At 67.6% G+C, this 26,733-nt stretch carries 25 protein-coding genes; 9 read left to right on the forward strand and 16 right to left on the reverse strand.

What is annotated here, in order from left to right; all coding sequences use genetic code 11:
- Positions 1-88: 88 nt before the first annotated feature.
- Positions 89-742, reverse strand: a complete 654-nt coding sequence (locus ABD017_RS11800; protein WP_343882943.1) for an NrsF family protein — start codon at positions 740-742, stop codon at positions 89-91.
- A gap of 5 nt (positions 743-747) precedes the next feature.
- Entirely contained in the window at positions 748-1,332 is a 585-nt protein-coding gene (locus ABD017_RS11805) for an RNA polymerase sigma factor (RefSeq protein WP_343882944.1), read from the reverse strand.
- Positions 1,333-1,534: 202 nt separating this feature from the next.
- On the opposite strand from ABD017_RS11805, the gene ABD017_RS11810 reads away from it, so the two are divergent.
- From ABD017_RS11810 to ABD017_RS11835, 6 genes are all read left to right on the forward strand, one after another.
- Positions 1,535-3,256 (forward strand): cytochrome c biogenesis protein DipZ, encoded by a 1,722-nt coding sequence (locus tag ABD017_RS11810; RefSeq protein WP_343882945.1) that lies wholly within the window; start codon positions 1,535-1,537, stop codon positions 3,254-3,256.
- 130 nt (positions 3,257-3,386) lie between these two features.
- Positions 3,387-3,986, forward strand: a complete 600-nt coding sequence (gene msrB / locus ABD017_RS11815; protein ID WP_343882946.1) for a peptide-methionine (R)-S-oxide reductase MsrB — start codon at positions 3,387-3,389, stop codon at positions 3,984-3,986.
- Positions 3,987-4,272: 286 nt separating this feature from the next.
- Positions 4,273-6,435: a TonB-dependent siderophore receptor gene (locus ABD017_RS11820; RefSeq protein ID WP_343882947.1), complete on the forward strand. Its 2,163-nt coding sequence runs from the start codon at positions 4,273-4,275 to the stop codon at positions 6,433-6,435.
- 9 nt (positions 6,436-6,444) lie between these two features.
- Complete coding sequence (locus tag ABD017_RS11825; RefSeq protein WP_343882948.1) at positions 6,445-6,732, forward strand: hypothetical protein; 288 nt, start codon at positions 6,445-6,447, stop codon at positions 6,730-6,732.
- Positions 6,733-6,772: 40 nt separating this feature from the next.
- Positions 6,773-7,036, forward strand: a complete 264-nt coding sequence (locus ABD017_RS11830; RefSeq protein WP_343883109.1) for a hypothetical protein — start codon at positions 6,773-6,775, stop codon at positions 7,034-7,036.
- Between the two features lie 10 nt (positions 7,037-7,046).
- Positions 7,047-8,609 (forward strand): PepSY-associated TM helix domain-containing protein, encoded by a 1,563-nt coding sequence (locus ABD017_RS11835; protein ID WP_343882949.1) that lies wholly within the window; start codon positions 7,047-7,049, stop codon positions 8,607-8,609.
- A gap of 7 nt (positions 8,610-8,616) precedes the next feature.
- Here the strand turns inward: ABD017_RS11835 and nadD are convergent, their stop codons facing one another.
- From nadD to ABD017_RS11875, 8 genes are all read right to left on the reverse strand, one after another.
- A complete protein-coding gene (nadD, locus tag ABD017_RS11840) occupies positions 8,617-9,249 on the reverse strand; it encodes a nicotinate-nucleotide adenylyltransferase (protein WP_343882950.1) in 633 nt (210 codons plus the stop codon).
- 157 nt (positions 9,250-9,406) lie between these two features.
- Positions 9,407-10,417: a DNA polymerase III subunit delta gene (gene holA, locus ABD017_RS11845; RefSeq protein WP_343882951.1), complete on the reverse strand. Its 1,011-nt coding sequence runs from the start codon at positions 10,415-10,417 to the stop codon at positions 9,407-9,409.
- Positions 10,417-10,962, reverse strand: coding sequence for an LPS-assembly lipoprotein LptE (locus ABD017_RS11850; protein ID WP_343882952.1), 546 nt, complete (start codon positions 10,960-10,962; stop codon positions 10,417-10,419). Before ABD017_RS11850 ends, holA begins: the two co-directional genes overlap by 1 nt.
- Positions 10,963-10,966: 4 nt before the next feature.
- On the reverse strand, positions 10,967-13,741 hold the full coding sequence (leuS, locus tag ABD017_RS11855) for a leucine--tRNA ligase (RefSeq protein WP_343882953.1): 2,775 nt from the start codon (positions 13,739-13,741) through the stop codon (positions 10,967-10,969).
- 102 nt (positions 13,742-13,843) lie between these two features.
- Positions 13,844-14,455: a PqiC family protein gene (locus tag ABD017_RS11860; protein ID WP_343882954.1), complete on the reverse strand. Its 612-nt coding sequence runs from the start codon at positions 14,453-14,455 to the stop codon at positions 13,844-13,846.
- Complete coding sequence (locus tag ABD017_RS11865) at positions 14,452-16,152, reverse strand: PqiB family protein (protein ID WP_343882955.1); 1,701 nt, start codon at positions 16,150-16,152, stop codon at positions 14,452-14,454. The genes ABD017_RS11860 and ABD017_RS11865 overlap by 4 nt, the downstream gene beginning before the upstream one ends.
- Positions 16,145-16,783 carry a paraquat-inducible protein A gene (locus ABD017_RS11870; RefSeq protein WP_343882956.1) on the reverse strand — a complete coding sequence of 213 codons (639 nt, stop codon included), beginning with the start codon at positions 16,781-16,783 and terminating at the stop codon, positions 16,145-16,147. Before ABD017_RS11870 ends, ABD017_RS11865 begins: the two co-directional genes overlap by 8 nt.
- Positions 16,780-17,391: a paraquat-inducible protein A gene (locus ABD017_RS11875; RefSeq protein ID WP_343882957.1), complete on the reverse strand. Its 612-nt coding sequence runs from the start codon at positions 17,389-17,391 to the stop codon at positions 16,780-16,782. The genes ABD017_RS11870 and ABD017_RS11875 overlap by 4 nt, the downstream gene beginning before the upstream one ends.
- Before the next feature lie 143 nt (positions 17,392-17,534).
- Between ABD017_RS11875 and trxA the strand changes: the two genes are divergently transcribed.
- Together trxA and ABD017_RS11885 are read left to right on the forward strand one after the other, a co-directional pair.
- The gene (trxA, locus tag ABD017_RS11880) at positions 17,535-18,398 is read left to right on the forward strand and encodes a thioredoxin (RefSeq protein WP_343882958.1); all 864 of its coding nucleotides are present in this window, start codon (positions 17,535-17,537) and stop codon (positions 18,396-18,398) included.
- 187 nt (positions 18,399-18,585) lie between these two features.
- Entirely contained in the window at positions 18,586-19,038 is a 453-nt protein-coding gene (locus ABD017_RS11885; protein ID WP_343882959.1) for a DUF4442 domain-containing protein, read from the forward strand.
- A gap of 155 nt (positions 19,039-19,193) precedes the next feature.
- Here ABD017_RS11885 and ABD017_RS11890 read toward each other — a convergent pair whose 3' ends face one another.
- From ABD017_RS11890 to ABD017_RS11900, 3 genes are all read right to left on the reverse strand, one after another.
- Positions 19,194-20,216 (reverse strand): LacI family DNA-binding transcriptional regulator, encoded by a 1,023-nt coding sequence (locus ABD017_RS11890; RefSeq protein ID WP_343882960.1) that lies wholly within the window; start codon positions 20,214-20,216, stop codon positions 19,194-19,196.
- Positions 20,217-20,341: 125 nt separating this feature from the next.
- A complete protein-coding gene (gene recQ / locus ABD017_RS11895) occupies positions 20,342-22,156 on the reverse strand; it encodes a DNA helicase RecQ (RefSeq protein WP_343882961.1) in 1,815 nt (604 codons plus the stop codon).
- A gap of 100 nt (positions 22,157-22,256) precedes the next feature.
- Positions 22,257-23,438 carry a hypothetical protein gene (locus tag ABD017_RS11900; RefSeq protein ID WP_343882962.1) on the reverse strand — a complete coding sequence of 394 codons (1,182 nt, stop codon included), beginning with the start codon at positions 23,436-23,438 and terminating at the stop codon, positions 22,257-22,259.
- 122 nt (positions 23,439-23,560) lie between these two features.
- On the opposite strand from ABD017_RS11900, the gene ABD017_RS11905 reads away from it, so the two are divergent.
- Positions 23,561-24,805 carry an ISL3 family transposase gene (locus tag ABD017_RS11905; RefSeq protein WP_343882963.1) on the forward strand — a complete coding sequence of 415 codons (1,245 nt, stop codon included), beginning with the start codon at positions 23,561-23,563 and terminating at the stop codon, positions 24,803-24,805.
- On the opposite strand, the gene ABD017_RS11910 is transcribed toward ABD017_RS11905, so the two are convergent.
- The 3 genes from ABD017_RS11910 to ABD017_RS11920 form a co-directional block, all read right to left on the reverse strand.
- On the reverse strand, positions 24,787-25,584 hold the full coding sequence (locus ABD017_RS11910) for a Tle-like phospholipase domain-containing protein (RefSeq protein WP_343882964.1): 798 nt from the start codon (positions 25,582-25,584) through the stop codon (positions 24,787-24,789). The two genes, ABD017_RS11905 and ABD017_RS11910, sit on opposite strands and share 19 nt — an antisense overlap.
- Complete coding sequence (locus ABD017_RS11915; protein ID WP_343882965.1) at positions 25,581-26,165, reverse strand: hypothetical protein; 585 nt, start codon at positions 26,163-26,165, stop codon at positions 25,581-25,583. The genes ABD017_RS11910 and ABD017_RS11915 overlap by 4 nt, the downstream gene beginning before the upstream one ends.
- A gap of 99 nt (positions 26,166-26,264) precedes the next feature.
- Complete coding sequence (locus tag ABD017_RS11920; protein WP_343883110.1) at positions 26,265-26,723, reverse strand: type IV secretory system conjugative DNA transfer family protein; 459 nt, start codon at positions 26,721-26,723, stop codon at positions 26,265-26,267.
- Between the last annotated feature and the right edge of the window lie 10 nt (positions 26,724-26,733).

A 26,733-nucleotide genomic window follows, 5' to 3' on the forward strand; every position in this document is an offset into this window, starting at 1 on the left:
TCGGCGCGCGGAATGGCGCGGGCGCAGTATACCGTCACGGTCGCAAGGGCACGTCAAGGCAACGGAACGGTCCGCGGGATGGATGGGCTCAATGCCTCGACAGCAGGCGCCCGCCCATGGCCGCGTTGGCCGCCATCACCATGACCACGGCGGCGGCGTGGGCCAGCAGGTCGGTGGCGGCGGCGCCGTAGGCGTGGCAGATCTCCAGCAGGCTGGCCGAGGCGGCTGCGCTGGCCAGGCCGATCAGCACCGCGGTCAGCACCGGCCGCAACGGGCAGGCGCGGCGCAGCAACCAGATCAGCAGGGCCGAGAGCGGGATCGAGAAGCCCAGGATGAAGTACAGGCAGTCGGGCGCGGGATGGCTGCGGGTCAACTGCGCCGCCGGCTCCACCCAGGTGCGCAGGCAACCCAGGCCGCTGGCACCGATCCACAGCACGGCCGGCGCCACCGGCAACCAGGCCCAGCTCGCCTTGCGCCCCGGCATGCCCGAGGCGAAGGCCGCCCACGCCGCGCTGATCGCGGTAAGCACCGCGCCGGCGGTGGCCCAGGCCATGTCCGGCGATGCCCGCCAGCGCTCCATCGCGATGCCGGTGCCGTAGCGCCACAACAAGCCCAGGGCCAGCACCGCCACCACCGCCAGCCACCCCAGCGTGCGCAGCCACGGCGGCGGCAGCCGGCGCACCGGCACCAGGCCGGCGCCCAGCGCGTGGATCAGGGTTTCGTGGCGGGGTGCGTGCGACATGCGGCTCAAGGTTCTCCGTGGAAATGGCGGCGCAGCGATTTCAGCCCGCGATGCAGGTTCACCTTCAGCGAGCCGGTGCTGCGGCCGGTCTGCTCGGCCGCCTCGGCCAGCGTGCGCTCGCGCAGGCCCAGTTGTTCCAGCGCCTCGCGCTGTCCCGGCGGCAGCTCGTCGATGGCCGCGCGCAGGCGCTGCGCGTCCTGCTGGCGCTCGCTGGCGGCGCTGGCATCGTCGGCATCGGGGTGACGATCCAGCGCGAAGCTGTCGTGCAGCTCGCGGCTGTCGTGGCGGCCGCGATGGCGCATGGCATCGATGGCGCGACGGCTGGCGATGGCGTTGAGCCAGGCGTCGTACGAGCGCGACGGATCGTAGGTATGACGCACGCGGTGCACGGTGATCAGGGTTTCCTGCACCACGTCGTCAACGTGATCCCGGGCCACGCCCTGCCGGCGTGCCGCCGCGCGGATCAGCGGGATCGAATCGGCCAGCAGCTTCTCGTAGGCCACCCGGTCGCCGGCCTGCGCCGCCGCCATCCATGCCGCCCGACGCTGGTCGGCGCTTTCGGCGGTGCTGGTGGCGGGGTTGGCTGGCACGCGGTACCTGACGCTCGACCGACGGGGAAGCGCATCATCAGAGACCATCGGGCCCGCGGCGGTCAAGGGCTGCAAGTTTTTCTCCGGTCGAACTGCCTCAGCGTTGCATTCGCTGCCCGCACCGCCGTGGTTACCCGCCGCCACATGTAACCGGACCGGGCCGCACGGCGAAGTAACTGGCAACCCCTCGCGGATGAACCTCATGCTCGTATTGATCATTGCCTATCTCGGTGGCGTGCTGACCATCCTCAGCCCCTGCATCCTGCCGGTGCTGCCGTTCGTGTTCGCCCGCTCGGACCGTCCGTTCAGGCGCAATGGCCTGCCGATGCTGCTGAGCATGGCGATCACGTTTGCGGCGGTGGCCACGCTGGCGGCGCTGGGCGGCGGCTGGGTCATCCACGCCAACCAGTACGGCCGCTACGTGGCGCTGCTGGTGCTGGCGTTCCTGGGCCTGGCACTGCTGTCCACGCGGGTGGCCGAGTGGATCAGCCGGCCGTTCGTGGCGCTGGGCGGGCGGCTGACCCGGCAAGCCGGCGAGCGCGATTCGGTCTGGGCCTCCGCCGGGCTGGGCGTCGCCACCGGCCTGCTGTGGGCGCCGTGCGCGGGGCCGATCCTGGGCCTGCTGCTGACCGGCGCGGCATTGAACGGCGCCAGCGTGCAGACCACCCTGTTGCTGCTGACCTACGCCGCCGGCGCCGCCACCTCGCTGGGCTTGGCGCTGCTCGTCGGCGGCAAGGTGTTCGCGTTGATGAAGCGCTCGCTGGGCGCGGGCGAGTGGCTGCGCCGCGGGCTGGGCGCGCTGGTGCTGTGCGGCGTGGCGGCGATCGCGCTGGGGCTGGATACCGGCCTGCTGACGCGCGTGTCGCTGGCCAGCACCGGCGGCATCGAGCAGAAGCTGCTGGATGCGGTGCGGCCGGCACCGGTGAACGCGGCCACGATGGTGAAACCCGGCGAGCCGCTGCCGGTGGAAGGCGAGCTGCCTTCGCTGGCCGGCGCCACGCAGTGGCTCAACAGCCCGCCGCTCACCGCGCCGTCGCTGCGCGGCAAGGTGGTGCTGGTGGATTTCTGGACCTACTCCTGCATCAACTGCCTGCGCTCGCTGCCGTACGTGCGCGGCTGGGCCGACAAGTACAGGGACCACGGGCTGGTGGTGATCGGCGTGCATGCGCCGGAGTTCGCGTTCGAGAAGGACCCGGCCAACGTGGCCAAGGCGGTGAAGGACCTGGGCGTGGATTACCCGGTGGCGCTGGACAACGACTACGCGATCTGGAAGGGCTTCAACAACAAGTACTGGCCGGCGCATTACTTCATCGACGCCCAGGGTCGCATCCGCCACCACCATTTCGGCGAGGGCGCCTACCCGCAAAGCGAGGACGTGATCCGCCGGTTGCTGACCGACGCGGGCTACAAGAACCTGCCCGGCGGCTACGTCAGCGCGGACCGCCGTGGCGTGGAGGCGGCATCTTCCGGCGACCCCACGCGCTCGCCCGAGACCTACGTGGGCTACGCCCGCGCCCGCAACTTCGTCGGCGGCCGGGTCGCGCATGACGACCCATGGAACTACCACGCGCCCGCTGCGCTGGGCACCAACCAGTGGTCGCTGGATGGCCGCTGGAACGTGCACGCGGAAAACGCGCAACTGCAGCAGGCCGGAGGCCGCATCGTCTACCGCTTCCGCGGCCGCGACCTGCACCTGGTGCTGGGCCCGGCCAGCGACGGCAAGCCGGTGCGCTTCCGCGTCACCCTCGACGGCAAGCCGCCCGGCGCCGACCACGGCATGGATACCGACGCCGAAGGCAACGGCGTCATCACCAGCCAGCGGCTGTACCAGCTGGTACGCCAGGCCAACGGCAGCGGCGAGCGGCTGTTCGAGATCACCTTCCTCGACCCCGGCGTGCAGGCCTTCGCCTTCACCTTCGGTTGAGGAACGCCTATCCATTCCCCTGTAGGAGCGACTTCAGTCGCGACCGCTTTTCGCGGACCCAAGCCAAGAGCGTCGCGGCTGAAGCCGCTCCTGCAAGTAAAGCCACTCCACATCCCAACGGAGGCAAGCCATGTCACGCATCGATGAAACCCTCGCGATGGATCGGCGCCGCTTTCTGCAAGCGGCGCTGACCGGCGGCGCCGCGCTGGCGGTGGGCGGCAGCCTGCTGGCGCCGCGCTTGTTCGCCGCTGCCAATGCGCCGGTTGGCAAGCCGGGCAAGGTGCGGCTGGAGATTTTTTCCGACGACGGCCGCGACCTCGGCGCGCGCGAGGTGCCCAGGCTGGTGCTCAGCGATGCGCAGTGGCGGCAGCGGCTGTCGCCGCAGGCGTACGGCATCCTGCGCCAGGCCGGCACCGAACGCGCGTTCACCGGCGCCTACTGGAACGTCACCACGCCCGGCCTGTATCGCTGCGCCGGCTGCGGTACCGCGCTGTACGACGCGGCCACCAAGTTCCACTCCGGCACCGGCTGGCCCAGCTTCTACCAGCCGATCGCCCGCACCAATGTCACGCAGCACGACGACCGCCAGCTCGGCATGCGCCGCACGGCCATCAACTGCGCCTGCTGCGATGGCCACCTGGGCCATGTCTTCAACGACGGCCCGCGCCCCACCGGCCTGCGCTATTGCATGAACTCGGCCGCACTGCACTTCATTCCGCACGCGGGCTGAGCTCGCCCGCGGCCGAACCGGGCACGCTGAAACAACGCACCCCTGCCGAACGCGCCATGCCTTGCGTGGCGCGTGTTTCCACGCGCGGCATCGCCAGGGATTCGCGGCGCAATTGCCGTCGGTCGCCGTCGCTTTTACAATAAGAATCATTCTCACTTCCGACGCAACGGTTTCCCCCACCGTCGCGCCGGGCGGCGGGAACCAGCCTCGCGCGCATGGCGCGGTCGATCCGTCGGCCCGCGGTACTCGCGCGGGCCTCTCCCACGTCTTGAAAACTAAGGCTTCCATGTCATCGTCCCCCGCTCCGACCGCCGCGCGCCGCCCCGGCGCACCGCTTGCCCAGGCCATCCGTACCGCACTGCTCGGCGTGCCGTTGCTGCTCGCATCGACGATGGCGACGCCGGCCCATGCCGACGATGCAACCGCGGCGCAGAAACCGGCCATCGCGCTGTCGGGCGTGCAGGTCACGGCGCCGATCGCGCGGGAAAGCGACTCGGTCACCAAGACCGACACACCGATCATCGAGATCCCGCAGTCGGTGTCGGTGATCACTGCCGAGCAGCTGAGCCAGCGCGGCATCCAGGGCATCGAGGAAGCCGTGTGGTACACCGCCGGTGCGCAGGGCGGCGGCTACGGCGCCGATGCGCGCAGCGACTGGATGCTGGTGCGCGGCTTCACCCCCGCCCGCTATCTCGACGGTTTGGCGCTGCCCGAAGGCTCGGGCACCGGCATCACCCGCATCGAGCCCTACGGGCTGGAGCGGCTGGAGGTGATCAAGGGCCCCTCGTCCGTGGTCTACGGCGCGATGCCGCCGGGCGGCATGGTCAACATGGTCAGCAAGCGCCCCACCGCGCAGCCGCTGCACGAAGTGGGCGTGGAGGTGGGCAGCTTCGACCTGCGCCAGGGCACGTTCGATTTCGCCGGGCCGCTGAACGACGCGGGCACCGTGCTGTACCGCCTCACCGGCCTGGCGCGCAACAGCGACACCATGACCGACTACATCAAGGATGATCGCTATTTCCTGGCCCCCGCGCTGACCTGGAAGCCGAGCGACAGCACCTCGCTGACCGTGCTGTCGCGCTACCAGAAAGCCGAAACCGCCTCCGGCGCCGGCTTCCTGCCCGCCGAAGGCACCTTGCTGCCCAGCCCGCACGGCAAGATCCCGCGCGACCGTTTCACCGGCGAGCCTGGCCAGAACGACTACGACAAGACGCTGGCCTCGATCGGCTACGAGTTCCACCACGATTTTGCCAACGGCCTGGCGTTCAACCAGAACCTGCGCTACGGCACGGCGACGGTGGACAACAACGGCGCCAACGTGGGCGCGTTCGGCCTGCTCGGCGACGGCCGCACGTTGCTGCGCTACCTGTTCCCGAACGAGAACCACACCAGGACCTTCGGCGTCGACAACAACCTGCAATACGTGTTCGACAACGGCCGCGTGCAGCACACCTTGCTGGCCGGCGTGGACTACCGCCGTGCCAACGACGACTACGCCTCCGCGTTCGACTTCGGCGTCGGCGGGCTGGACGTGTTCGACCCGGTCTACGGCAGCCCGGTCACGGTGCCCGCGTACACCAGCCACACCGTGCAGGTGCAGTCGCAACTGGGCGTCTATCTGCAGGATCAGATCAAGCTTGGCCGCTGGAGCCTCACCGCGGGCGGGCGCCAGGATCACGTGCGCACCGACACCGACGACCGGCTGGCCGGCAGCAGCGCCGGGCAGACCGACCGCGCGTTTTCCGGCCGCGTGGGCGTCAACTACCTGTTCGACAACGGGCTGGCGCCGTACGTGTCGTGGTCGCATTCGTTCCAGCCGACCGTGGGCAGGAACTTCGCCGGCCATGCGTTCAAACCCACCACCGGCGACCAGTACGAGGCGGGCCTGAAATACCAGCCCGCCGGCGGCAACGGCCTGCTCACCCTGGCCGCCTACCAGATCACCCAGCAGAACTCGCTGACGGTGGACCCCAACCACGCGTTGTTCCAGGTGCAGCAGGGCGAAACGCGGCTGCGCGGCGTGGAGCTGGAGGGCCGCTGGAACCTCGGTACGCAGCTGGCCCTCTACGGTGGCTACACGTACAGCGATTCCCAAGTCACCCGCACCAACGACCTGCCCTCGCTGGGCAAGCAGGTCGCCTTGCTGCCGAAACGGCAGGCCTCACTCGGACTCGACTACACCGTGATCGCCGGGCCGCTGGCGGGCGTCGGCCTTGGCGGCGGCGTGCGCTACGTCGGCAGCCATTACGGCGATATCTACAACGCGTGGAAGACGCCCTCCTACACCTTGTTCGACGCCACCGCGCATTACGACCTGGGCGGCTGGCGGCTGCAGTTGAACGCCAGCAACCTGTTCGACAAGACCTACGTCTCTGCCTGCAACAGCGCCGCGTGGTGCTACTACGGCTACGAGCGCAGCGTGACGATCAGCGCGCGCTACCGCTGGTAGGGTGGCGCGATGATCAGCCTGTTCGGCTTCGTGCTCGCGGCGTGCGCCGCCCTCGCCTGGTATGCCGCCTCGCCACATTGCATGTGGTCCACGCTGCGCGGCCACCCGCGCGCGGCGCGTGTTGCCGGCAGCGTGTTGATGCTGCTGTCGCTGGCGTGCTGGATCGGCGCGGCCGGCATCGCGGTGGGGCTGTGCGCCACCTTGGCCAGCGGCATGCTGGGCTTGATGGTGCAGCCGTGGCTGGCGATGCGCTTCGGCACGCCGGCCGCGGATGCCACCGCGTTGGAGAAGGAGTGATGCGCAGCCCGCGTACCCACCTCGCCGGAGGGCCTTGCTGATGTGGGCGCGCGCCAGCGCCGGCGTGGTGCCGGGCTTTTTTCTTGCCGCCGCGCTGGTCGGGCTGGGTTGCTGGGTGCTGCCCGGCCCCTGGCAATCGACGATCGTGGCCGGGCTGGTGGCGTTCTTTCCGGTGTGGATCGGCGTGATCTGCGCGGCGTTCCGTTTCCCCGACGGCAAGCAGGCGTGGGGTTGGCTGGGTGCGCTGGCGCTGCTTGGGCTCGGTCTGCTGTGGTTGTTGCAGATGTCCGGCTGGGTTCGGTGAGGTCATCGCCATGAAATTGAAACCCGCCACCCTGCGCACCTTCACCAGCGTGCATTCGTGGGTGGGGTTGGTGGCCGGGTTCGCGTTGTTCGTGGCGTTCTACGCCGGCGCGATCACGGTGTTCCAACCGGATGTGCAGCGCTGGGCGAACCCGCATGCCACGCCGTCGACCGCCACCCTGGCCGAGGCGCAACAGCTGCTCGACGAGGTGCTGGCGCAGCACCCTGAAGCGCGCGATCACGTGGGCATGACCTTTCCCGGCTACGAGATGGCGCAGCCGATGGCCTACTGGCAGGACAGCGACGGCACATGGCTGTTTGCCTCGCCGGGCAACACCGCCGGCAGCCCCGCCGAACCCGACGTCGCGCCGCTGCCCGAGCTGATCAACGAGCTGCACTACGCGCTGGGCATTCCGCGGGCGGGCACCTGGTTGATGGGCGTCGTCAGCCTGCTGTACGGCGTGGCGCTGGTGTCCGGCTTCGTGATCCATCTGCCGCGGCTGGCCAAGGACCTGTTCGCACTGCGCCCCGGCCGCAATCTGAAGCGCTTCTGGCAGGACACCCACAACGTGATTGGCGTGCTGAGCCTGCCGTTCCACGTGATGTTCGCCGTCACCGGCGCGGTGCTGTGCCTGCTGCTGGTGGCGATGCTGGCGCTGAATCCGTTGATCTACCAGGGCCAGCTGATGACGGCCTCGTCGGCGGCGATGAATACCGCGCCGACCGTCGCCAAGGCCGGCACGGCGGCACCACTGGCGTCGCTGGCCACGTGGCATGCGCGCTCGATCGCGGTGGCCCGTGAACATGGCGATGCGGCATTCGAGCCGGGTTATCTCAAGCTGGCCCATGCCGGTGATGCGCACGCGGTGGTCGAGATCACCGGCAGCTCACCGCGTGCGCTGGGCGGTGGCTCGGTGGCGCTGGATGCCGTCAGTGGCGCGGTGCTGGCCACGCAGTTGCCCGGTTCGCGCGATGCCAACCACGCCACCCTGGCCGCCACGTACGCGCTGCATTTCGCCGATTACGGCGGCGCCGCGGTGCGCTGGTTGTATTTCCTGCTGGGCCTGGGCGGCGCGTTCCTGTTCTATTCGGGCAACCTGCTGTGGATCGAATCGCGGCGCAGGCGCCGGCAGGCGGAACAGGGCCGCGCGCAACTGCACATGGCACGCGCCACGGTGGGCATCTGCATCGGTGTCTGCGTGGCGGTTTCCGCCGCGTTCGTGGCGGCGCAAGTCCTTCCCATGCTGGGCTGGAACGTGGCCACCGGCCAGCGCTGGGCCTGTTTCGGCAGCTGGGCCCTGTGCGCGTTGTGGGCCGCGCGCAGGGCGCCGGTAAAGGCGGCACGCGAGCTGCTGTGGCTGGCGGCGATCGTCACCGCACTGGTGCCGGTGGTACACGGCATCGCCACCGGCTGGTGGTTGTGGCGCAGCGCCGCGGCGGGGCATGGCGGGTTGTTCGCCATCGACATGGGCGCGCTGGCGATGGCGTTCGCGTTTGCCTCGCTGGCCCGTGCGGTGGCAAGGCGGGCGCGTCGCGATCAACCGAACAGCGTGTGGGCCGGCACGGTGGCCTGAACCGTCGTTATCGCCGGTACGGCGCCAGCAGCGCAGGATCATCGAACACGCCGGCCGGCATCAGGTAGCGTGGATCGCGCCCCGCGGCCAGCAGCTCGCGGATGCGGGTGGCGGAAATTTCCAGCGGCGTCACGGCCAATTCGATCACCTTGCCCGCCGGGCAATCGCGCAACGCATCCGCCGTGGCCACGCGACGGCCGCTCACGGCGTCTTCCAGTTCGGGCGGCAAGGTGGACGACACGCCGGGCCGGCTCAGCACGCCGATGTGCGCCACCTCGAACAAGACGCGCCAGCGATCCCAACTGGCGAGGTGGGCGAACGCATCGGCGCCGATCAGCAGCACCAGCGGCCGCGCACCCTGCTCGGCGCGCAGGCCGGTCAGGGTGTCGACGGTGAACGAGGGACCTTCGCGCTCCAGCTCACGCGTATCCAGGCTCAGCCGCGACTGGCCCTGCAGTGCGGCACGCAGGATCGCCACGCGCTGCGCGGTGCTGGCGATCGGCGGCTGGCGATGCGGCGGAATGCTGGCGGGCAGCAGCCGCACCTCGGCATCCAGCAGTTCGGCCGCTTCCCACGCCACGCTGAGATGGCCCAGGTGCACGGGGTCGAAGGTGCCGCCGAAGAGCGCGAGGGGTTTCACGCTCCTGCCCCCTCTCCCCTCGGGGGAGAGGGTTGGGGAGAGGGGTGGGTGCTCGCCCGAAAGCTCGGTAAAGCCGCCCCGCACGGAACTTCAACGCGCCGTGTCCCCTCTCCCCGACCCTCTCCCCAGAGGGGAGAGGGAGTCGAGCGCGCCCCGCTCACGCCAGCGCCCGCGCGGCGCGCGGCTCGGCGATGGCGGCGATCAGGCGTTCGGCCTCCTGCCAGGGGTTGCCGGCTTCGCGGCCTTTCACCATGCGGTCGATGCGCGAGGCGCGCGCCAGGCATTGCAGCCAGTGGTCGCGCGGGGCGCGGCGCAGGGCCTGGCGGAACAGTTGCTCGCGCGCCTGCCACAGCCGCTCGGCCTTGGCCTGCGCCGCGAAGTTCTGCGCGTTGGCCAGGCGCAATGCCAATTGCAGCTGATTCACCAGCCAGCCCATCAGCGCCAGCAGCTCGTCGCCCTCCGAACGCAGGCCGGCCAGGATGCGCAGCGCGCGCGCGCCATCGCCCAGGAACGCGGCGTCGGTGAGCTTGAACACGTCGTAGCGGGCGCTGTCGGCCACCAGCGTTTCCATCTCGGCGGCGTCGATGCGGCCTTCGCCGTGCAGCACGGCCAGCTTGTCGATCTCCTGCGCGGCGGCCAGCAGGTTGCCCTCGACGCGTTCGGCCAGCAGCGCGATGGCGTCGGGCGTGGCGGACAGGCCGCGCGAGGCCAGCCGCGCACCGATCCAGCTGTTCCACTCGCCGGGCCGCGGCGCGCTGAACACCACCATCGTGCCGCTGGCGTCGAGCTTTCGGCTCCAGGCGCCGTCGTGCTTGCTGCTCCACTCCATCGCGGTAATCAGCAAGGTCACGTCCGGCGGCGGATCGGCGCAGAACGCGGTGATCGCCTTGGCGCCCTCGACGCCCGGCCGGCCGGTGGGCAGGCGCAGGTCGATCAGGCGGCGGCTGGCGAACAGCGACATGCTGGCGCCGGCGCGGGCCAGGTCGTTCCAGTCGAAATGCTGGCCCACGTCGAACACCTCGCGTTCGCCGTAGCCCAGCTCACGGGCCCGCGCACGCAAGGCGTCGGCTGCTTCCAGCACCAGCAATTGCTCGCCGGCCAGCATGTACACCGCGTCCAGGCGGTCGGCCGCCAGCGCCTTCTGCCATTGGCCGGGACCGAGCGGCATCAGTGCGTGCTGGACGCTGCTGCCGGTGCCGCCAGCTGGTGTTTGCCGGCGGCCTGCAGCCGGAACAGGATCGCCTGCACCATGTCGTCGTTGAGGCTGCGCTGGATTTCCTGCACCTGCGATGCGTCGCCGATGGTGTTGCGGGCGTCGTAGCTGTATTCGCGCGACATGGTGATCGTCTGCGTCGGCACCAGGGTCGTGCCGGCGCCGTCGACCATGTCGAACCTCACCTCGTAGCGGATCGCGTATTCGGTGATGCGCACGTAGCCGCCGGCCGATACCTGGTCGGTGCTGAACGATGCCACCGGCACCCGCAGCTCGGCGATGCCAGGGCCGCTTTCGTCCTCGACGGTGACGCCCGAATGCTGCAGCGCGCGGGTCAGGCTGCGCTGGAAATCGCCGCCGCGCATGTCCAGGTGCACGCGCTGCATCGACGCCGGCAGGGCGGCGGTCTGGCGCAGGTGGAAGCCGCAGGCGGTGATCACCGTGGCAAGCAGCAACATCAGCAGAGGACGAAAGGCGCGGCCGGGCCGGGTGATGTTCATGGGTTCATCCTGCAACGATGTTGACGATCTTGCCGGGTACCACGATGACCTTGCGCACCGTCATGCCCTGCAGGAAGTTGACCACCTGCGGCTGTGCGCGGGCCAGCGCTTCGGCCTCCTCCTTCGAGGCGCCCGCGGGCAGCTCGATGGTGGCGCGCAGCTTGCCGTTGACCTGCACCGCCAGGGTCACGCTGTCGCGCACCAGGGCGGCGGCATCCACGCTGGGCCAGGCTTCGTTCTCCAGCACGGTTTCGGGATGGCCCAGCAGCTGCCACAACGCATGGCTGACGTGGGGCACCACCGGGTTCAGCAGCAGCACCATCGTCTCCAGCGCCTCGTGGCGCACGGCGCGGCCCTGCTCGCTGTCGTCGTTGAACCTGTTCAGCGCGTTGAGCAGTTCCATCAGCGCCGCGATCGCGGTGTTGAACGCGTGGCGGCGGCCGAAATCGTCGCTGACCTTCTGGATGGTTTCGTGCAGCTGGCGGCGCAGGGTTTTCTGGACGGCGTCGAGCGCAGCGGGGTCGACCACCGCGTGATCGGGGCCAGCCACGTGGGTGGCCACCTCACGCCACAGCCGCTTCAGGAAGCGGGACATGCCTTCCACACCGGCCTCGCTCCATTCCAGCGACTGCTCCGGCGGCGCGGCGAACATGGAGAACAGGCGCACCGTGTCGGCGCCGTATTTTTCCACCATGGTCTGCGGATCGATGCCGTTGTTTTTCGACTTGGACATCTTCTCGGTGCCGCCGATCTGCACCGGCTGGCCGTCCGCGGCCAGCACCGCGCCGGTGACGCGGCCGCGCTCGTCGCGCCGCACCTCGACCGCGGAGGGGTTGATCCAGTCCTTGGAGCCGTCGGCGTTGTCGCGGTAGAACGTCTCGGCAATCACCATGCCCTGGCACAGCAGGTTCTGCGCCGGCTCGTCGGAATTCACCAGCCCCGCGTCGCGCAAAAGCTTGTGATAGAAGCGGAAATACAGCAGGTGCAAAATCGCGTGCTCGATGCCGCCGATGTACTGGTCCACCGGCAGCCAGTAGTCGGCGCGCGCATCGACCTGGCCCTGCGCACCGGGGCTGGTGTAGCGGGCGTAGTACCAGCTCGACTCCATGAAGGTGTCGAAGGTGTCGGTTTCGCGCTCGGCCGCGCCGCCGCATTGCGGGCAGGCGCACTTGCGCCATTCGGGGTCGGCCTTGATCGGCGAGCCGGTGCCCATCAGCACCACGTCCTCGGGCAGCACCACCGGCAACTGGTCTTCCGGCACCGGCACCGCGCCGCAGGCGGCGCAGTAGATCACCGGGATCGGGCAGCCCCAGTAGCGCTGGCGGCTCACGCCCCAGTCGCGCAGGCGCCAGTTGACCCGGCGCTGGCCCTGGCCCGTGGCCTCCAGGCGGGTGGCGAGCGCGTCCAGCGCCTGCTGGAAATCCATGCCGTCGTAGTCGCCCGAATTCACCAGCACGCCGTGTTCGGTGAACGCGCACTGGGTGAGGATGCGCTGCTCGAAATCCTCCACCACCTGCACCGCCGTGCGGGTATCGTAGGCATCGGTGTCGCTGCCGGCCAGCGCCGCGCGCATCGGATCGGCACCGACGCCGCGCGACAGGTCGTGGCCGATCTCGCGCACCGCGTCGAGCACGCTGCGATCGACCACCACCATTCTGATCGGCAGCAGGTAGCGCTGGGCGAATTCCCAGTCGCGCTGGTCGTGCGCCGGCACCGCCATCACCGCGCCGGTGCCGTAGCCCATCAGCACGAAGTTGGCCACCCACACCGGCACCGGCTCGCCGGTGATCGGGTGGATGGCGCGCAGGCCGGTGTCCATGCCGCGCTTTTCCTGGGTTTCGAGCTCGGCCTCGGAGACGCCGCCGTGTTTCAGCTCGGCGATGAAACTGGCCAGTTGCTCGTTGTCCTGTGCCGCCTTCAGCGCAAGCGGATGCTCGGCCGCGATCGACAGGAAGGTCACGCCCATCAGCGTGTCGGGGCGGGTGGTGAACACGCTCAGCGGTTCGGCTTCGCCCTCCACCGCGAAGTGGATCTCCAGCCCCTCGCTGCGACCGATCCAGTTGCGCTGCATGGTCTTCACCGCCTCGGGCCAGCCCGGCAGCGTGTCCAGCCCGTCCAGCAGCTCCTGCGCGTAGTCGGTGATCTTCAGGAACCACTGCGGGATCTCGCGCTTTTCCACCACCGCGCCGGAGCGCCAGCCGCGGCCGTCGATCACCTGCTCGTTGGCCAGCACGGTCTGGTCGACCGGGTCCCAGTTCACCACCGCGTTCTTGCGGTAGGCCAGGCCCTTTTTCAGCAGCCGGGTGAACATCAACTGCTCCCAGCGGTAGTAGTCCGGGCGGCAGGTGGCGAATTCGCGGCTCCAGTCGATCGCGTAGCCCAGCGATTTCAGCTGGCGGCGCATGTGGTCGATGTTGGCGTAGGTCCACTTGGCCGGCGCCGTCTTGTTCTTGATGGCGGCGTTCTCGGCCGGCAGGCCGAACGCATCCCAGCCCATCGGCTGCAGCACGTTTTTGCCCTGCATGCGCTGGTAGCGGCTGATCACGTCGCCGATGGTGTAGTTGCGCACATGGCCCATGTGCAGCGCGCCGGAGGGATACGGCAGCATCGACAGGCAATAGAACTTCGGCCGGCTGTCGTCCTCGACCACTTCGTACGCGTGCTGGGCATCCCAGTACTGCTGCGCCGCCGCTTCCACCGCCTGCGGGCGGTATCCCTGTCCGGCGACGTCCTGGGCGGCGTCCTGGCGGGGGGAGTTCGGGTCTTGGATGTCCTGCATGATTCCGGTGCCGTTGTGCGATGGGCGCAGCCGGAAAGCCGGCTGCAGCGAACGGATCAGACTAGCCCAGCGCGGCCCGTGCGCCAAGCCTGGGGCGCGCCGTCACGACGCCGGACAGGCCGCGCTCTGCCCTGCCGCCAGCGCCCGCGCCGCGGTGGCGATCTGCGCCGCGATCTGCGCGACCGCCCGTTGATGGCCTTGCACCAGCGCGGGATAGCCCGGCCCCACGGTCTCGCGCACGCGGGTGGTGCAAGCCACGGTCGCGGGCGAATCACCAGCGGCCGCGCGCACGCTCCAGGCCGCGTCGATCAGCGCGTAGGCGCCGGGCGCGGAATCGAAACGGCGCACGTCCAGCTTGATCCGCAGCCGCGGCTTTTCGCCGGCCGCCATGCCGCTGAGGTCGGCACCGGGCAGCTGCCGCACCAGATCCGCCGACAGCGCACTGCGCACCTCGTCGGCCAGCGGCGCGATCCAGCGCTCGCTGCCCAGCAGCGCCACGCCCTGGCCGCCCTGGCGTACCACCAGTTGCGGTTGGTCCACTTGCGCCGGCACGTTCACCGGCATCAGCTCGAATGACAGCGGCGAGGCGGTGGCCGACGGATCGCGCGCACCGGCCGGCGCCACCAGCGTGTAGTAGTGCAGCGGCGCGGAGGCGCAACCGGCCAGCGCCAGGCCCGCGGCCAGGCCGCACAGGTGCGTTCGGATTCGGATCATGGCTGGCTCCCCTGGCCGGGTTGGACGGTGGGCTCGGGCGCGATGGCGGCGGGCGCGCTGGCCGGCTTGTCGTCGGCGCGGCCACGGATCAGGGCTTCGGGATGACCACCCAGATAATCGGTGAGCACGCGCAGCGAGCGCGCCATGCGCTGCACCTGCTGCAGCGTCCCGTTGAGGTTCTGCTGCAACGGCGAATCGCCGGACAGCGCATCGTCGGCCGAACCCATGGTTTTCTTCACGCCCTCGAGCGTGTCGCGGAACGCCGGCAGCGTTTGCGCGTTGACCTGCTTGAGCGTGCTGTCCAGGCTGACCAGGGTCTGGTCCAGGTGCTTGCCGATGCTCTCGAACGGAATCTTGCCCAGCTTGTCGACGATGCCGGCCAGCTGCTCCTGCAGCTTGTCGAAGCTGCCCGGCGCGGTCGGTATCGTCAGCGGCGTGGCATCGGCATCGAACGCCACCTTCGGCGCGTTCGGCACGAAATCGAGCGCCACGTACAACTGGCCGGTCAGCAGGTTGCCGGTGCGTGCCTGCGCGCGCAGGCCATGGGCGATCAGCGGCCCCATCAACTGCGCCAGGTCGGCCTTCTCGCCGCGCGCCTTGGCCAGCGCCTCCAGCTTGTCGTAGGCGCTGCCGAGGCGCTGCGGGTAGACCACCGCACCCACCACCACCGGGAAGCGTTTTTTCTGCTCGTCGTAATCCAGCCGTACCGACACTACCCTGCCGATGTTGATGCCAAGGAACTCCACCGGCGCATCCACCGCCAGCCCGCGCACCGATTGCTCGAAGCGCATGCGCAGGTAGCGCGGTTCGCCGTCGGGCGGCGCCATCGCCAGCGCACGCTCGCTGAACAGCTTGTATTCCGCATCCTCCGGCGCCGGCGTGCTGTCGTGCGGCCCGGGCGGGTCCTGGAACGCCACGCCGCCGGCCAGCACCGTGGCCAGCGACTGGGTGTTGAGCTTCAGGCCATTGGCGCCGATCGACACGTCCACGCCGCTGGCGTTCCAGAACCGCGAATCGGTGGTGACGAAGCGATCGTTGGGCCCGTCCACGAAGATGTGCAGCGATACGCCCTTGCCATCCTTGTCCAGCTCGTACGACGCCACCCGGCCCACCTGGATGCGGCGGTAGTACACCGGCGAACCGATATCCAGCGAACCGAGGTCGTCGCTGTGCAGGATGAAGCTGCGGCCAGGCGCGCCGTGGTTGACGGCCGGCGGTATCTCCAGCCCCTCGAACGTGTACCGCGGCTCCTTCGAATCGCCCACGTCGGCGCCGATGAACGCACCCGACAGCAGGGTGTCGATGCCGGACACGCCGCCCAGGCCGATGCGCGGGCGCACCACCCAGAAACGGGTGTCGCGGGTGGCGAAGCCTTCGGCGCTCTTTTCCAGCGCCACGCGCACCAGCACGTGGCCGCGATCCGCGCTGAGCTGGATCTTGCTGACCCGGCCGATCACCACGTTCTTGTACTTCACCGGCGTCTTGCCGGCATCCAGGCCTTCGGCGGTCTGGAAACTGATGGTTACCTCGGGGCCGGCCTGCAGCCAGCTGTTGACCACCAGCGACAGCGCGATCACCGCCGCCAGCACCGGGATCAGCCAGATCAGCGAAACATTGACGCGCCGCCGCTTCACTACCGGCCGTGGCAGCTCGCCGCGCTCGGGCAGGTCCTGGTCAGTGCGGTTGTCGTCAGTCATCGCTGTCCCTGCCGTCCCAGATCAATCGTGGATCGAAACTCATCGAAGCCAGCATGGTCAAGACCACGGTCAGGCCGAAGAAAATCACGCCGGGCAGGGGCTCCACCCGGCTCAATACGCTGAAGCGCACCAGGGCCGTCAGCAGTGCCACCACGAACACGTCCAGCATCGACCAGTAGCCCACCAGCTCCACCAGCCGGTACAGGCCTGCGCGCTGCGGTCGCGCCCAGTTGCTGCCGCGCCGACTGGTGACCAGCAGCGTCCCCAGCGCCAGGAACTTCAGCATGGGCACCACGATGCTTGCGGTGAACACGATGATCGCCAGGTTCGGCGATCCATTCTTCCACAACTCCACCACGCCACTGATGATGGTGTTGTCGTCGATGTCGTTGAGGCTGGCGGTGCGCATGATCGGCACCACGTTGGCGGGGATGTACATGATGAAGGCGGCAATCAGCAGCGCCCAGGTGCGCGAGTAGCTGGCCGGCTTGCGCCGATGCAGCGCCACGCCGCAGCGCGGGCAGGCCACCACCTCGGCCACACCGGCGGTGGCGTGCGCATCGCGGCACACCAGCCCGCACACGTGGCAGCCGATCAGGCCCAGCTCGGCCGCGCGCGGCAACGCGTTCAAGCGGCAACCTCGGGCGTGCGCCACAACTGCCGCAGGTCGATGCCGGCAAACACGGTGATCAGCAAGGTCAGCGCCGCGTAGGCGTAGATGCCCGGCTCCGGCGTCACGTCGAAATACGCGTGCGCCTTGACGATCGCCACCAGCGCGCCCAGCACGAACACCTCGCTCATTGTCCACGGGTTCAGGTAATGCAGCCCCACCATCATCGGCACGAAGCCCGGCGCGCGACGCCCCTGCCGTGCAAACCACAGCAGCCAGCCGAGCTGCAGCATCTTCAGCAAGGGCAGGAAAAACAGCGTGGCGGCCACCAGCACCGAAACAACGCCGGCATCCTCGCGCCACATCGCGATGATCACGCCCCACAGCGTGGAACTGTTGTGCTGGCCGCTGAGCCCCAGCATCACGATCGGCCACATGTTGGCCTGCACGAACACGATCAGCGCGGTGACGATCAGCGCCAGCATCGCGTTGGCGCTCAACCGGAAATGGCGCTGCAGCACCTTGCCGCAACGCGCGCAACGCGCCACCTCGCCGCGCGAAAGCGCCAGCCGCTGATACACCGTGTCGCAATGCTCGCAAACGATCAACGCTTCGGACGTCGCGCCCATGCCATCCAACTCTTGCCGGCCGCCGGCGTGGCGACCTCGCAATTCTCGCAAATCCACCGTGAAGGCGCCCAGAGGCGGCCGGGTGGTTGATATGCTGGGCAATGCCCTGATCTGGATCGGCATCCGCCCCGCTGGAGTTACCCGTGACTGACGCCACCGCACCGCCCATTGTTTTCGACGTCGATACGCAAACCTTCGAAGCCGATGTGCTGCAGGCTTCGCTGACCACACCCGTGCTGGTGGATTTCTGGGCGCCCTGGTGCGGGCCGTGCAAGACGCTGGGCCCGATGCTGGAAAAGCTGGCCGCCGAATACAACGGCGCGTTCCGGCTGGGCAAGGTCGACGTGGACCAGCAGCAGGAGCTTGCCGGCATGTTCGGCATCCGCAGCGTGCCCACCGTCGTCCTGGTGAAGGACGGCCAGGTGCTGGACGGCTTCGCCGGCGCATTGCCCGAAGGCCAGCTGCGCGAATTCCTGTCGCGCCACGTGCAGCCGCTGGAGGCCGCCGATGACGGGCTGGACGAGGCCGCCCCGGAAACGCCCGAGCAGGCCTTGGCCCGCCTCCAGCAGGCGATCGCTGCCGAACCGGACAAGGCCGAACTGAAGCTCGACCTGGCCCTCGCCCTGCTGCGCGTCGGCCAGACCGCCGCCGCCGAGGCGGAGCTGGCCGCCCTGCCCGTCAACCTGGCCACCGACGCCCGCGCCGTGCGCCTGCGCAGCGAGCTGGACCTGGCCCGTGCGCTGAAAGACGCGCCGGCGCTGGCCGAACTGCAGCAACGCGTCGAGGCCGACGGCAACGACTGGGAAGCGCGCGACCAGCTGGGCGTGCGCCTGCTGCTGGAAGGCCATGCCGAAGCGGGCCTCGAGCAGTTCCTGCTGATCCTGCAGAAGGCGCGCGACTGGAACGATGGCCAGGCAAAGAAGCGCCTGCTGGCGGCATTTGCCACGCTGGACGATGCCGACGTGGTCGGCCGCTACCGGCGCAAGATGGCGTCGCTGCTGTTTTGACGGCGGGGCGGCACGGACGTCGACCACCTCGCCGATCACCCTGAGCGTAGCCGCGTAGCGGCGAAGTCGAAGGGCATGCCCGGGGAGGACTTCGACTTCGCCGCTGCGCGGCTACGCTCAGTCCGAACGGTTCGAGGAGATGCTTCCCTCCATCGTTGCGTCCATCTCTTCCAGCCACTGAGCTCTTATGCGCGCCTCCACCTTCCGCCGCCTGTTCAACCTCTGGCCGCCGTTCCTGTGCAACAGCATGCGGCTGCAGATGCTCAGCGACGACTGGAGCGAGGCGCGCGTGGTGTTGCGTCTGCGTCCGTGGAACCGCAACTACGTGCGCAGCCAGTTCGGCGGCAACCTGTTCGCGATGACCGACCCGTTCTGGATGCTGCTGGTGATGCATCAGCTGGGCGGCGACTACTACGTGTGGGACAAGGCCGCCATGATCGACTTCGTGGCACCCGGGCGCGAAGACGTCTACGCCCATTTCAAGCTGCAGCCGACCGTGGTGGATGAACTGCGTGCCGCGGCGGCAGGCGGCGACAAGGTGCTGCGCTGGTTCGAAACCAACGTGGCCACCGCCAGCGGCGAAGTGATCGCCCGCGTGCGCAAGCAGATCTACGTGCGGCTGAAGCCAAGGGCACGCTGAACCACGGCGGACCCTGTAGGAGCGGCTTCAGCCGCGACCGCTTTTCACTGCTCTGGACGGAAACGAGAGCGTCGCGGCTGAAGCCGCTCCTACAGTCGATCGTCGGGATTCCTGGCGCTCTGCCCGTCATTGGACAAAAGACGAGCGAGCAACCATCAGCAACTGCTGGATCGCCGCACCATCAGCTTCACCGGCAACACCGCGCTTTCCACCGGCTCGCCGCGGATCTGGCTCAGCAGGCTGTCCACCAGCACTTCGCCGGCCCGCTTGGTGTCCTGCTGCACGGTGGTCAGCGGCGGATTGACGAAGCTGGCGGTGGCGATGTCGTCGAAGCCCGCCAGCGCCACGTCCTGCGGCACCTGCAGGCCGTGGTCGCCCAGCGCATGCAGGGCGCCGATGGCGATCAGGTCGCTGGCGGCGAACACCGCGTCGTACGGCGTATTGCGGCTGATCAGCGTGCGCATCGCCTCGTAGCCCGATTGCTCGGTGCTTTCGGCGTTGACCTGCAGCGACGCCTCGGCGGGCAAGCCGGCCCGTTGCAAGGCATCGACGTAGCCGCGGTAGCGCTCGAAGAATTCCGGATAGTGGCTGGTGGCGTCACCCAGGAAGGCGATGCGGCGACGGCCACGCTCCAGCAGGTGTTCGGCCACCGCCTGGCCGCCGCGGAAATTGTCGCAGCCGATGGACACGCCGGGCTGATCGGGCAGCACCGCGCCCCAGCGCACGAAATGCGTGCCCTGGGCCACCAGTTTTTCCAGCTTGTCGCGATAGGCCAGGTAATCGCCGTAGCCCAGCAGGATGATGCCGTCGGCTTTCTTGCTGTCGGCGAAATCGGCGTGCCAGTCGCGCGAGAACTGCTGGAACGAGATCAGCAGGTCGTAGCCCTGCCGCGCGCAGGCGCGGGTGATCGAACCGAGCATCGACAGGAAGAACGGATTGATGTGCGATTCGTCCGCCGTGGGGTCCTCGAAAAACAGCAGCGCCAACGTGCCCGAGTACATCCGGCGCAGACTGGAGGCGTTCTTGTCCACCGTGTAGTTGAGCTGGTCGGCCGCCGCCTGGATGCGCCGGCGCGTCTCCTCGCTGACCAGGGTGCTGCCACTGAGCGCCCGCGACACCGTGGCCTGGGAAACCCCGGCCAGGTGGGCGATGTCGAGCGATGTGGCTTTTCTTTTCATCCGCGGTCGATCCGGAAAACTGGCCAGAAGGCGGCGCGCCCACGGATGGCCGGGGGCGGTTTCCGCATCGTAGCTGCTTTGCCGGGCGCCGCGCTGGCTGGGCCGGTGGCCTGGCCTGCCAACCCTTATTCCTGCGCGTTGATCACCGCCAGGAAATCGCGGCCGTAGCGCTTGAGCTTGGCTTCGCCCACGCCGCTGATGGTCGCCAGCTCGTCCTCGGTGGTGGGCAGCGCGCGCAGCATCGCCAGCAAGGTGGCGTCGTGGAAAACCACGTACGGCGGCACGCCCTGCTGCTTGGCCAATTGCGTGCGCACGGCGCGCAACGCATCCCACATGCCTTGCTCGTAGGCCTCGATGCCGAGGCTGCCGCCGGTAACCAGCTTGCTGTCGCGGCGGCGACGGCTGGCGCGCTCGGGCCGGGCATCCTCGCGCAATTTCACCCGTTGGCCGCCGCTGAGCACGCCACGGCTGGCGGCGGTGAGCCGCAAGGTGCCATAGCCTTCGGCGTCGGCCTCCAGCAGGCCCGCCGCCAACAACTGGCGAAACACCGAGCGCCACTGCTTCTCGTCCATGTCGGCGCCGACGCCGAAGGTGCTCAGCTGGTGATGACCCAGGCTGCGCACGCGCTCGGTTTCCGCGCCGCGCAGGATGTCGATGACGTGGCCCGAACCGAAACGCTGGCCGCTGCGGTAAACCGCCGACAGTGCTTTCTGCGCGGGTACGGTGGCGTCCCAGGTCTTTGGCGGTGCGATGCAGTTGTCGCAATGGCCGCAAGGGCCGGGGTAACTTTCGCCGAACGCGCCCAGCAGCAACTGCCGGCGGCAATCGGTGGCTTCGGCGTACGCCAGCAGCGATTCCAGCTTCTGCCGTTCCACCCGCTTGCGCTCGTCGGCCGATTCGGACTGGGCGATCATCTGGCTCATGGTGACCACGTCGGACAGCCCGTAGATCATCCACGCCTCGGCCGGCAGCCCGTCGCGGCCCGCGCGGCCGGTTTCCTGGTAGTAGCCCTCGATGCTGCGCGGCAGGTCCAGGTGCGCCACGAAGCGCACGTCGGGCTTGTCGATGCCCATGCCGAATGCCACCGTGGCCACCATCACCACGCCGTCCTCGCGCAGGAAGCGCTTCTGGTTCTTCGCGCGCGTGGCCGCGTCCAGGCCCGCGTGGTACGGCAGCGCCTCCACGCCCGACTCGATCAGCCAGGCCGCGGTGTCGTCCACCTTGCGTCGGCTGAGGCAATACACGATGCCCGACTCGCCCTGGTGCCGCAGCAGGAACTCGCCCAGCTGGCGCTTGGCGTTGTGGCGCAAGCCCACGCTGTAGACGATGTTGGGCCGGTCGAAGCTGGAGACGAACTGGCGCGCGTCCTGCAACGACAATCGCTCCACGATCTCGTCGCGCGTGCGCGGGTCGGCGGTGGCGGTGAGCGCGATGCGCGGCACCTGCGGGAAGCGCTGCTGCAGGATCGCCAGCTCGCGGTATTCCGGCCGGAAATCGTGGCCCCATTGCGACACGCAATGCGCCTCGTCGATGGCGAACAGCGCGATGTCGGCGCGTTCCAACTGCGCCAGGAAGCGGCCGGTGAGCAACCGCTCCGGCGCCACGTAAAGCAACTTCAGCTCGCCGGCTTCCAGCTGCCGCTCCACCTCGCGCTGCTCGGCCGCGTCCAGGCTGGAATTGAGAAACGCCGCCGCCACGCCCGCCTCGCGCAACGCGTCCACCTGATCCTGCATCAACGCAATCAACGGCGACACCACGATGCCCGTACCGCGCCGCAACAGCGCCGGCACCTGATAGCAAAGCGATTTGCCGCCGCCCGTAGGCATCAGCACCAGCGCATCGCCGCCTTCGCTGAGATGCTCCACCACGGCTTGTTGCTGGCCGCGGAAACTGGAATAACCGAAAACAATTTGCAGCAGGTCGAGGGCGGGGGAAGTCATCCTGCAATGCTAGCAAACCGTGGGGTGGCGTCTGTCAGCGGATGACGCATGCACCGTTCAGCAATGACGTACCGATGAATGCGATATTCGCCTGCGCGAGTTACCGCCCAGCGAGCCCCTGCCCCTGCTGGCTGACTGCGCTTTGCGACGGGATCCAGCCCGCCATTTGCGACTGCTGATCGTGCTGGTGGATCTGCAGGATGGATTGCTGCGGCTGGGGCGACGGAACGCTCACGTCGACACTGGCCGGCGTGGCCAACATGCCCGCTCCCCGGAACAGCATTTGCCCGCCAGCCCTGTCGAAATGGACCTGATGCAGGTTATGCGCCGTGATCTCGTGCGCATGACACGCAGCCGTGAATTGCAGCAAACGGGCGTCCGAAGCATCGGGAATGCGCCGGTGCAGTTCGTTGTACAGCGCATGGTTTGCGTTGCCTGGATGGCGCGGATCGTTGACCGCGTGAGCCAGATCGGCCGGAACGATGGCTCGGGCCTCGACCGGCAAATGCGCAGCAGGCAGCGAGGCCGCTGGCGTCTGTCCAAACCCCGGTCCTGGATGTGACAAGGTTTCAAGGGCTTCGCCAACGGCTCGCTCCGCCGCATCAATCCCATGCGACACCGTCCGTTTGGCATCTGAATAGGCATGACCGACGGCATCCACCATCTCTCCGAGCCGCGCGTGATTTTCGATAGAGTTATCGATACGGCGCACGAGGGTCGCCTCAGCCTGATGCACCCTGGATTGCACCGCACTGGCATAGGCATGAACGCCTTGTTCCACGCCACGCTTCACTTCTTGCCCCCGCTCGGCAACGAATTGACCTGTAGCGTGAGCGGCCTGACCGGCGAGGTGGCTAGCCCGCGCCAGCCCCTCCGTTTCGACATGCGTAACAAAACCGACGGCCTTCGCACCCAAGGCGACACCACCGGCAACGCCCGGATCCAGCGGCGCAGCCGCCGAGGCGATGCGTGAAACCTCATCGGCCCGCTGTTGCACGACTTGCCCCGTCGAGCGAAAGCCACCCGCCAATTGATCAGCACCTTGCTGCATGTACTGGCCGCCAGCCCGAAACAAGGCACTACCCGTATCCAGCACATCCGTAGCGCTCTCGACGATGCGGTTGTGCTCCAGAGAATCCCGGATCGCCGAATCAACCATGGAGGCGTGATATTCCGCCAATTGCTGCTGCATCCGAGGAGACAGGTGCGCGTAGGCGGATTCCAGATTCAGATGTTCCGTACTGTTCAATGCCAGCGCCAACTCGGCGCGCGAGTCGTACACATCACCTCGGAAATGGTCGATGGCGGGCCTGCTTTGCGCGTAATTTCGGCTCTCTCGCGTTTGGTGTGGTTGACACGGCGATGATCTTGCCCCGGATGCGGTGCTGAGTGCACGCTTCGCGAATGGAAACGCTCTTCACCCAGGCCCTCGGGCTCGCCGCGCCATGGCGCGTGGCCCATGTCGACTTTCAGCAGGCCGCCGGACGCATTGTGTTTACGGTCGAGAACACGGCCGGGCGACTGGCGTGTCCGGCGTGTGGTGCCGCCGATCAGCCGATCCACGACCGCCTGTCGCGGCGCTGGCAGCATCTGAACTTCTTCCAGTACCGGGCCGTGATCGAGGCCAAGCTGCCGCGCGTGGGTTGCCACGCGTGCGGGAAGACGACCCAGGTTGAGGTGCCGTGGGCGCGTGCGGGGGCGGGCTTCACCGAGACGCTGGAGGCCTTCATCGTGGCGCTGTGCTCGCAGATGCCGGTGACCGCGGTGGCGGCGCTGCTGGGGGTGTCCGACGACCGCATCTGGCGCGTGCTGGACGTCCACGTCGAAGCCGCCCGGGCGTGTGAGGACTTTTCGGGGGTGCGCCAGGTCAGCGCCGACGAGCGCAGCGCGCGCAAGGGGCAACGCTTCCTGACCCTGTTCTGCGACTTGGCGGCACGCCGCCTGCTGTTCGCCACGCAGGGCCGCAAGGCCGACACCTTCAAGGCGTTCGCCGACGACCTGGCCGCGCACGGCGGCGACGCCGAGGCGATCACCGACGTCAGCCTGGATCTTGGCGCAGCCTATCAGGCCGGCACGCGCGAGCACTGCCCGAACGCGAAGATCAGCTTCGATCCGTTCCACGTGGTGGCGCTGGCCAACGAGGCGCTGGATCAGGTGCGGCGCGCCGAGGTCAAGCAGGTGGGCGACCTGAAAGGCATCCGCTGGGGCACGCTCAAGGACGCGACGAACTGGACGCGCAAGCAGATCGAGCAGATGCACTGGCTGCAGCGCTCGAACCTCAAGACGGCGCGCGCCTGGCAACTCAAGCAGGCACTGCGCGCGGTGTTTGCCAAGGGCGGTGACATCGCGCAAGCGACGACGTTGCTGGATGCATGGATCAGCTGGGCTAGACGCTGCCGGCTGACGCCGTTCAAGCGTCTGGCCACGACCATCAAGAAGCACCGCGACGGCATCCTCGAACACTTCCGCTCCGGGCTCAGCAACGGCTTTGCTGAAGGGATCAACGGACGCATCCAGGCGGCCAAGGCGCGTGCCCGGGGCTACGGCACCGACCGGCACCTGATCACCATGATCTACCTGATCTGCGCCAACCTCAGACACCTGCCGAAGAACCCGTGGACGCATGTCGCTCAGACGCCCGTTGGCTGAAAGTCAACCACACGGATCGAGAGAGAGCCGTAATTTCGCATGGCTTGCGCCATGTTCTCAGGCTTCAGCACGCTGTTCGGACCAGTGAACCACGTGACGCTGTGATCGCCCAAGCTCATGACTAGCAATGGATTCGGCACGATTGCGTCTGCTGGCGCATCGAGGTAACGCGCGCCGCGCAGGCGCTCGACGTCCTGATCACTCGCCAGCGCCACCACTTGGCCATGGTGATGACTAGCTGCGCTTACTGGATCGCCGGCCATCACATAGTTGGTAACCCTGTCGCCTCCCTCGGGCACGCCGTAACCCAAGTCCACCGCACCGTAGCTGTTGAATGTTATGCCAGGAAGATTGAACTTCGACGACTCGATTTCCGCGAGCGCACCACCCAAGGAATGACCGGCGAGGGTCACATGGTCAAGGGAGATTCCGTTTACCTTCACAGCATCGATAACCCTTGCAGTGAAGTCGCGCGCCGCTTTCTCTTGGGGGTTAAACCGGTCCCGGACCATTGTGTAATCGGCGCCAATATCACGCACCACGGTAAGCGGGTGATGCTTGAAGTCTGGATCGGTACCGCGATAGGCAACGATAATTTCATTGGTTTCCCTATCGATATATGCCGTGCCATGGAAGCCGCTCGGATCGGCTTCGTAGTCAAACACTTCATATCTGTGGCCGCCCAGGTAAACATCTGTCGGCATATTTGACGCCCCGTCAGGGCGATTCGTATAAGCATCACTGGCCGCCGCAGCACATACCTCCGGGTCGATGCTCATGGTGTCGCTTCCTTCACTACAACCGTGATCGAAAAGAATGCCTCAGGCTGCTGAATCACCAAGGGGTTGTTGGAAGAAAACGCCGGCACATGATTCGTAGATGGAGATCGATCTTCATAAAGACTTTTCCGGAAATAATCCGTTTGCGGCCCGGCTTTACCGAGTACTGCAGATGCTCCAAATGTCACACCATGCGCCTTAAAAACCACACCAACATTAATAGCATCCCAGTGACAAACACCCAGACCAAAATAATCTTCGTCCTGCAGAGCATCTCGGTAGAAGTATCCCTTCCATGTCTTTTCGTCCATGCTAATCATTTTGAAATCGTAGCCTTTATTAGGCACATTCCGTCCACCGGTCAGCTTATCCTCAGGAACACACTCCACGTTGACAACTCCGAGCGGCAAATAGCCCTTTACCAAGTCCCATGGACCTGGCGCATCCACCGTAGCCGTGACCTCATAGCGCTTGAGAGGATGAGGATTTTTCGTGGGATTCCCGGGGTCACCGTGCATGGCGGAGCATCCTGTGATGAGGGTGATGGTTATCATGAGTGCGGCTGCAGTTTTTATCGGCATCGTCGGGATCCTCCAACACGTTGTACCCATGATGGGATTTTTCGTTTGACAGTGGCACCCTTGAAATGAGGTGGCGCTGCGCTTCTTTTGTCGACGTTCCTAGCTCGCCAGCCATTGGGCTTCCTTGGCATCATTCGGACGGATGACATCCTTCGTGGACGCGTCCTTCTGCTGCATGCTTGCCGTCGCCACCTTGATCGCCGCCGGCGCCACGCCAGCCCGCTGCTTGAGCTGCCTGTCCCTGAAATACCAGTTCTTCCTCGCCCGAATCGGTTTGCAGCCTTCGTAGAAGATCAGCTCGTCGTCGGCGGGCAGTTCCTTGATTTCCTGGGGCAGGAACAGGGCGCGCTTTTCTTCGGTGAGATTGATCGAGACCTGGTGGGTGCCGCGGCCGCGGCTGATGCTGCGGTGTTCCTTGCGGAGGGTCTTGTAGCCGAGCATTTCGCTGTATTCGTTGGCGTCGCCCTGCTCGCGCGGGGCGAATACGATCTGCGCGCCATGGTTGGTGATGAAGTTCTGCGCGTCGTCGTCGCCGTAGGCCGAGCCGATGGGCGCGATGTCGCCTGCC

Source organism: Rhodanobacter caeni, from assembly GCF_039523575.1.
Taxonomy (GTDB): domain Bacteria; phylum Pseudomonadota; class Gammaproteobacteria; order Xanthomonadales; family Rhodanobacteraceae; genus Rhodanobacter; species Rhodanobacter caeni.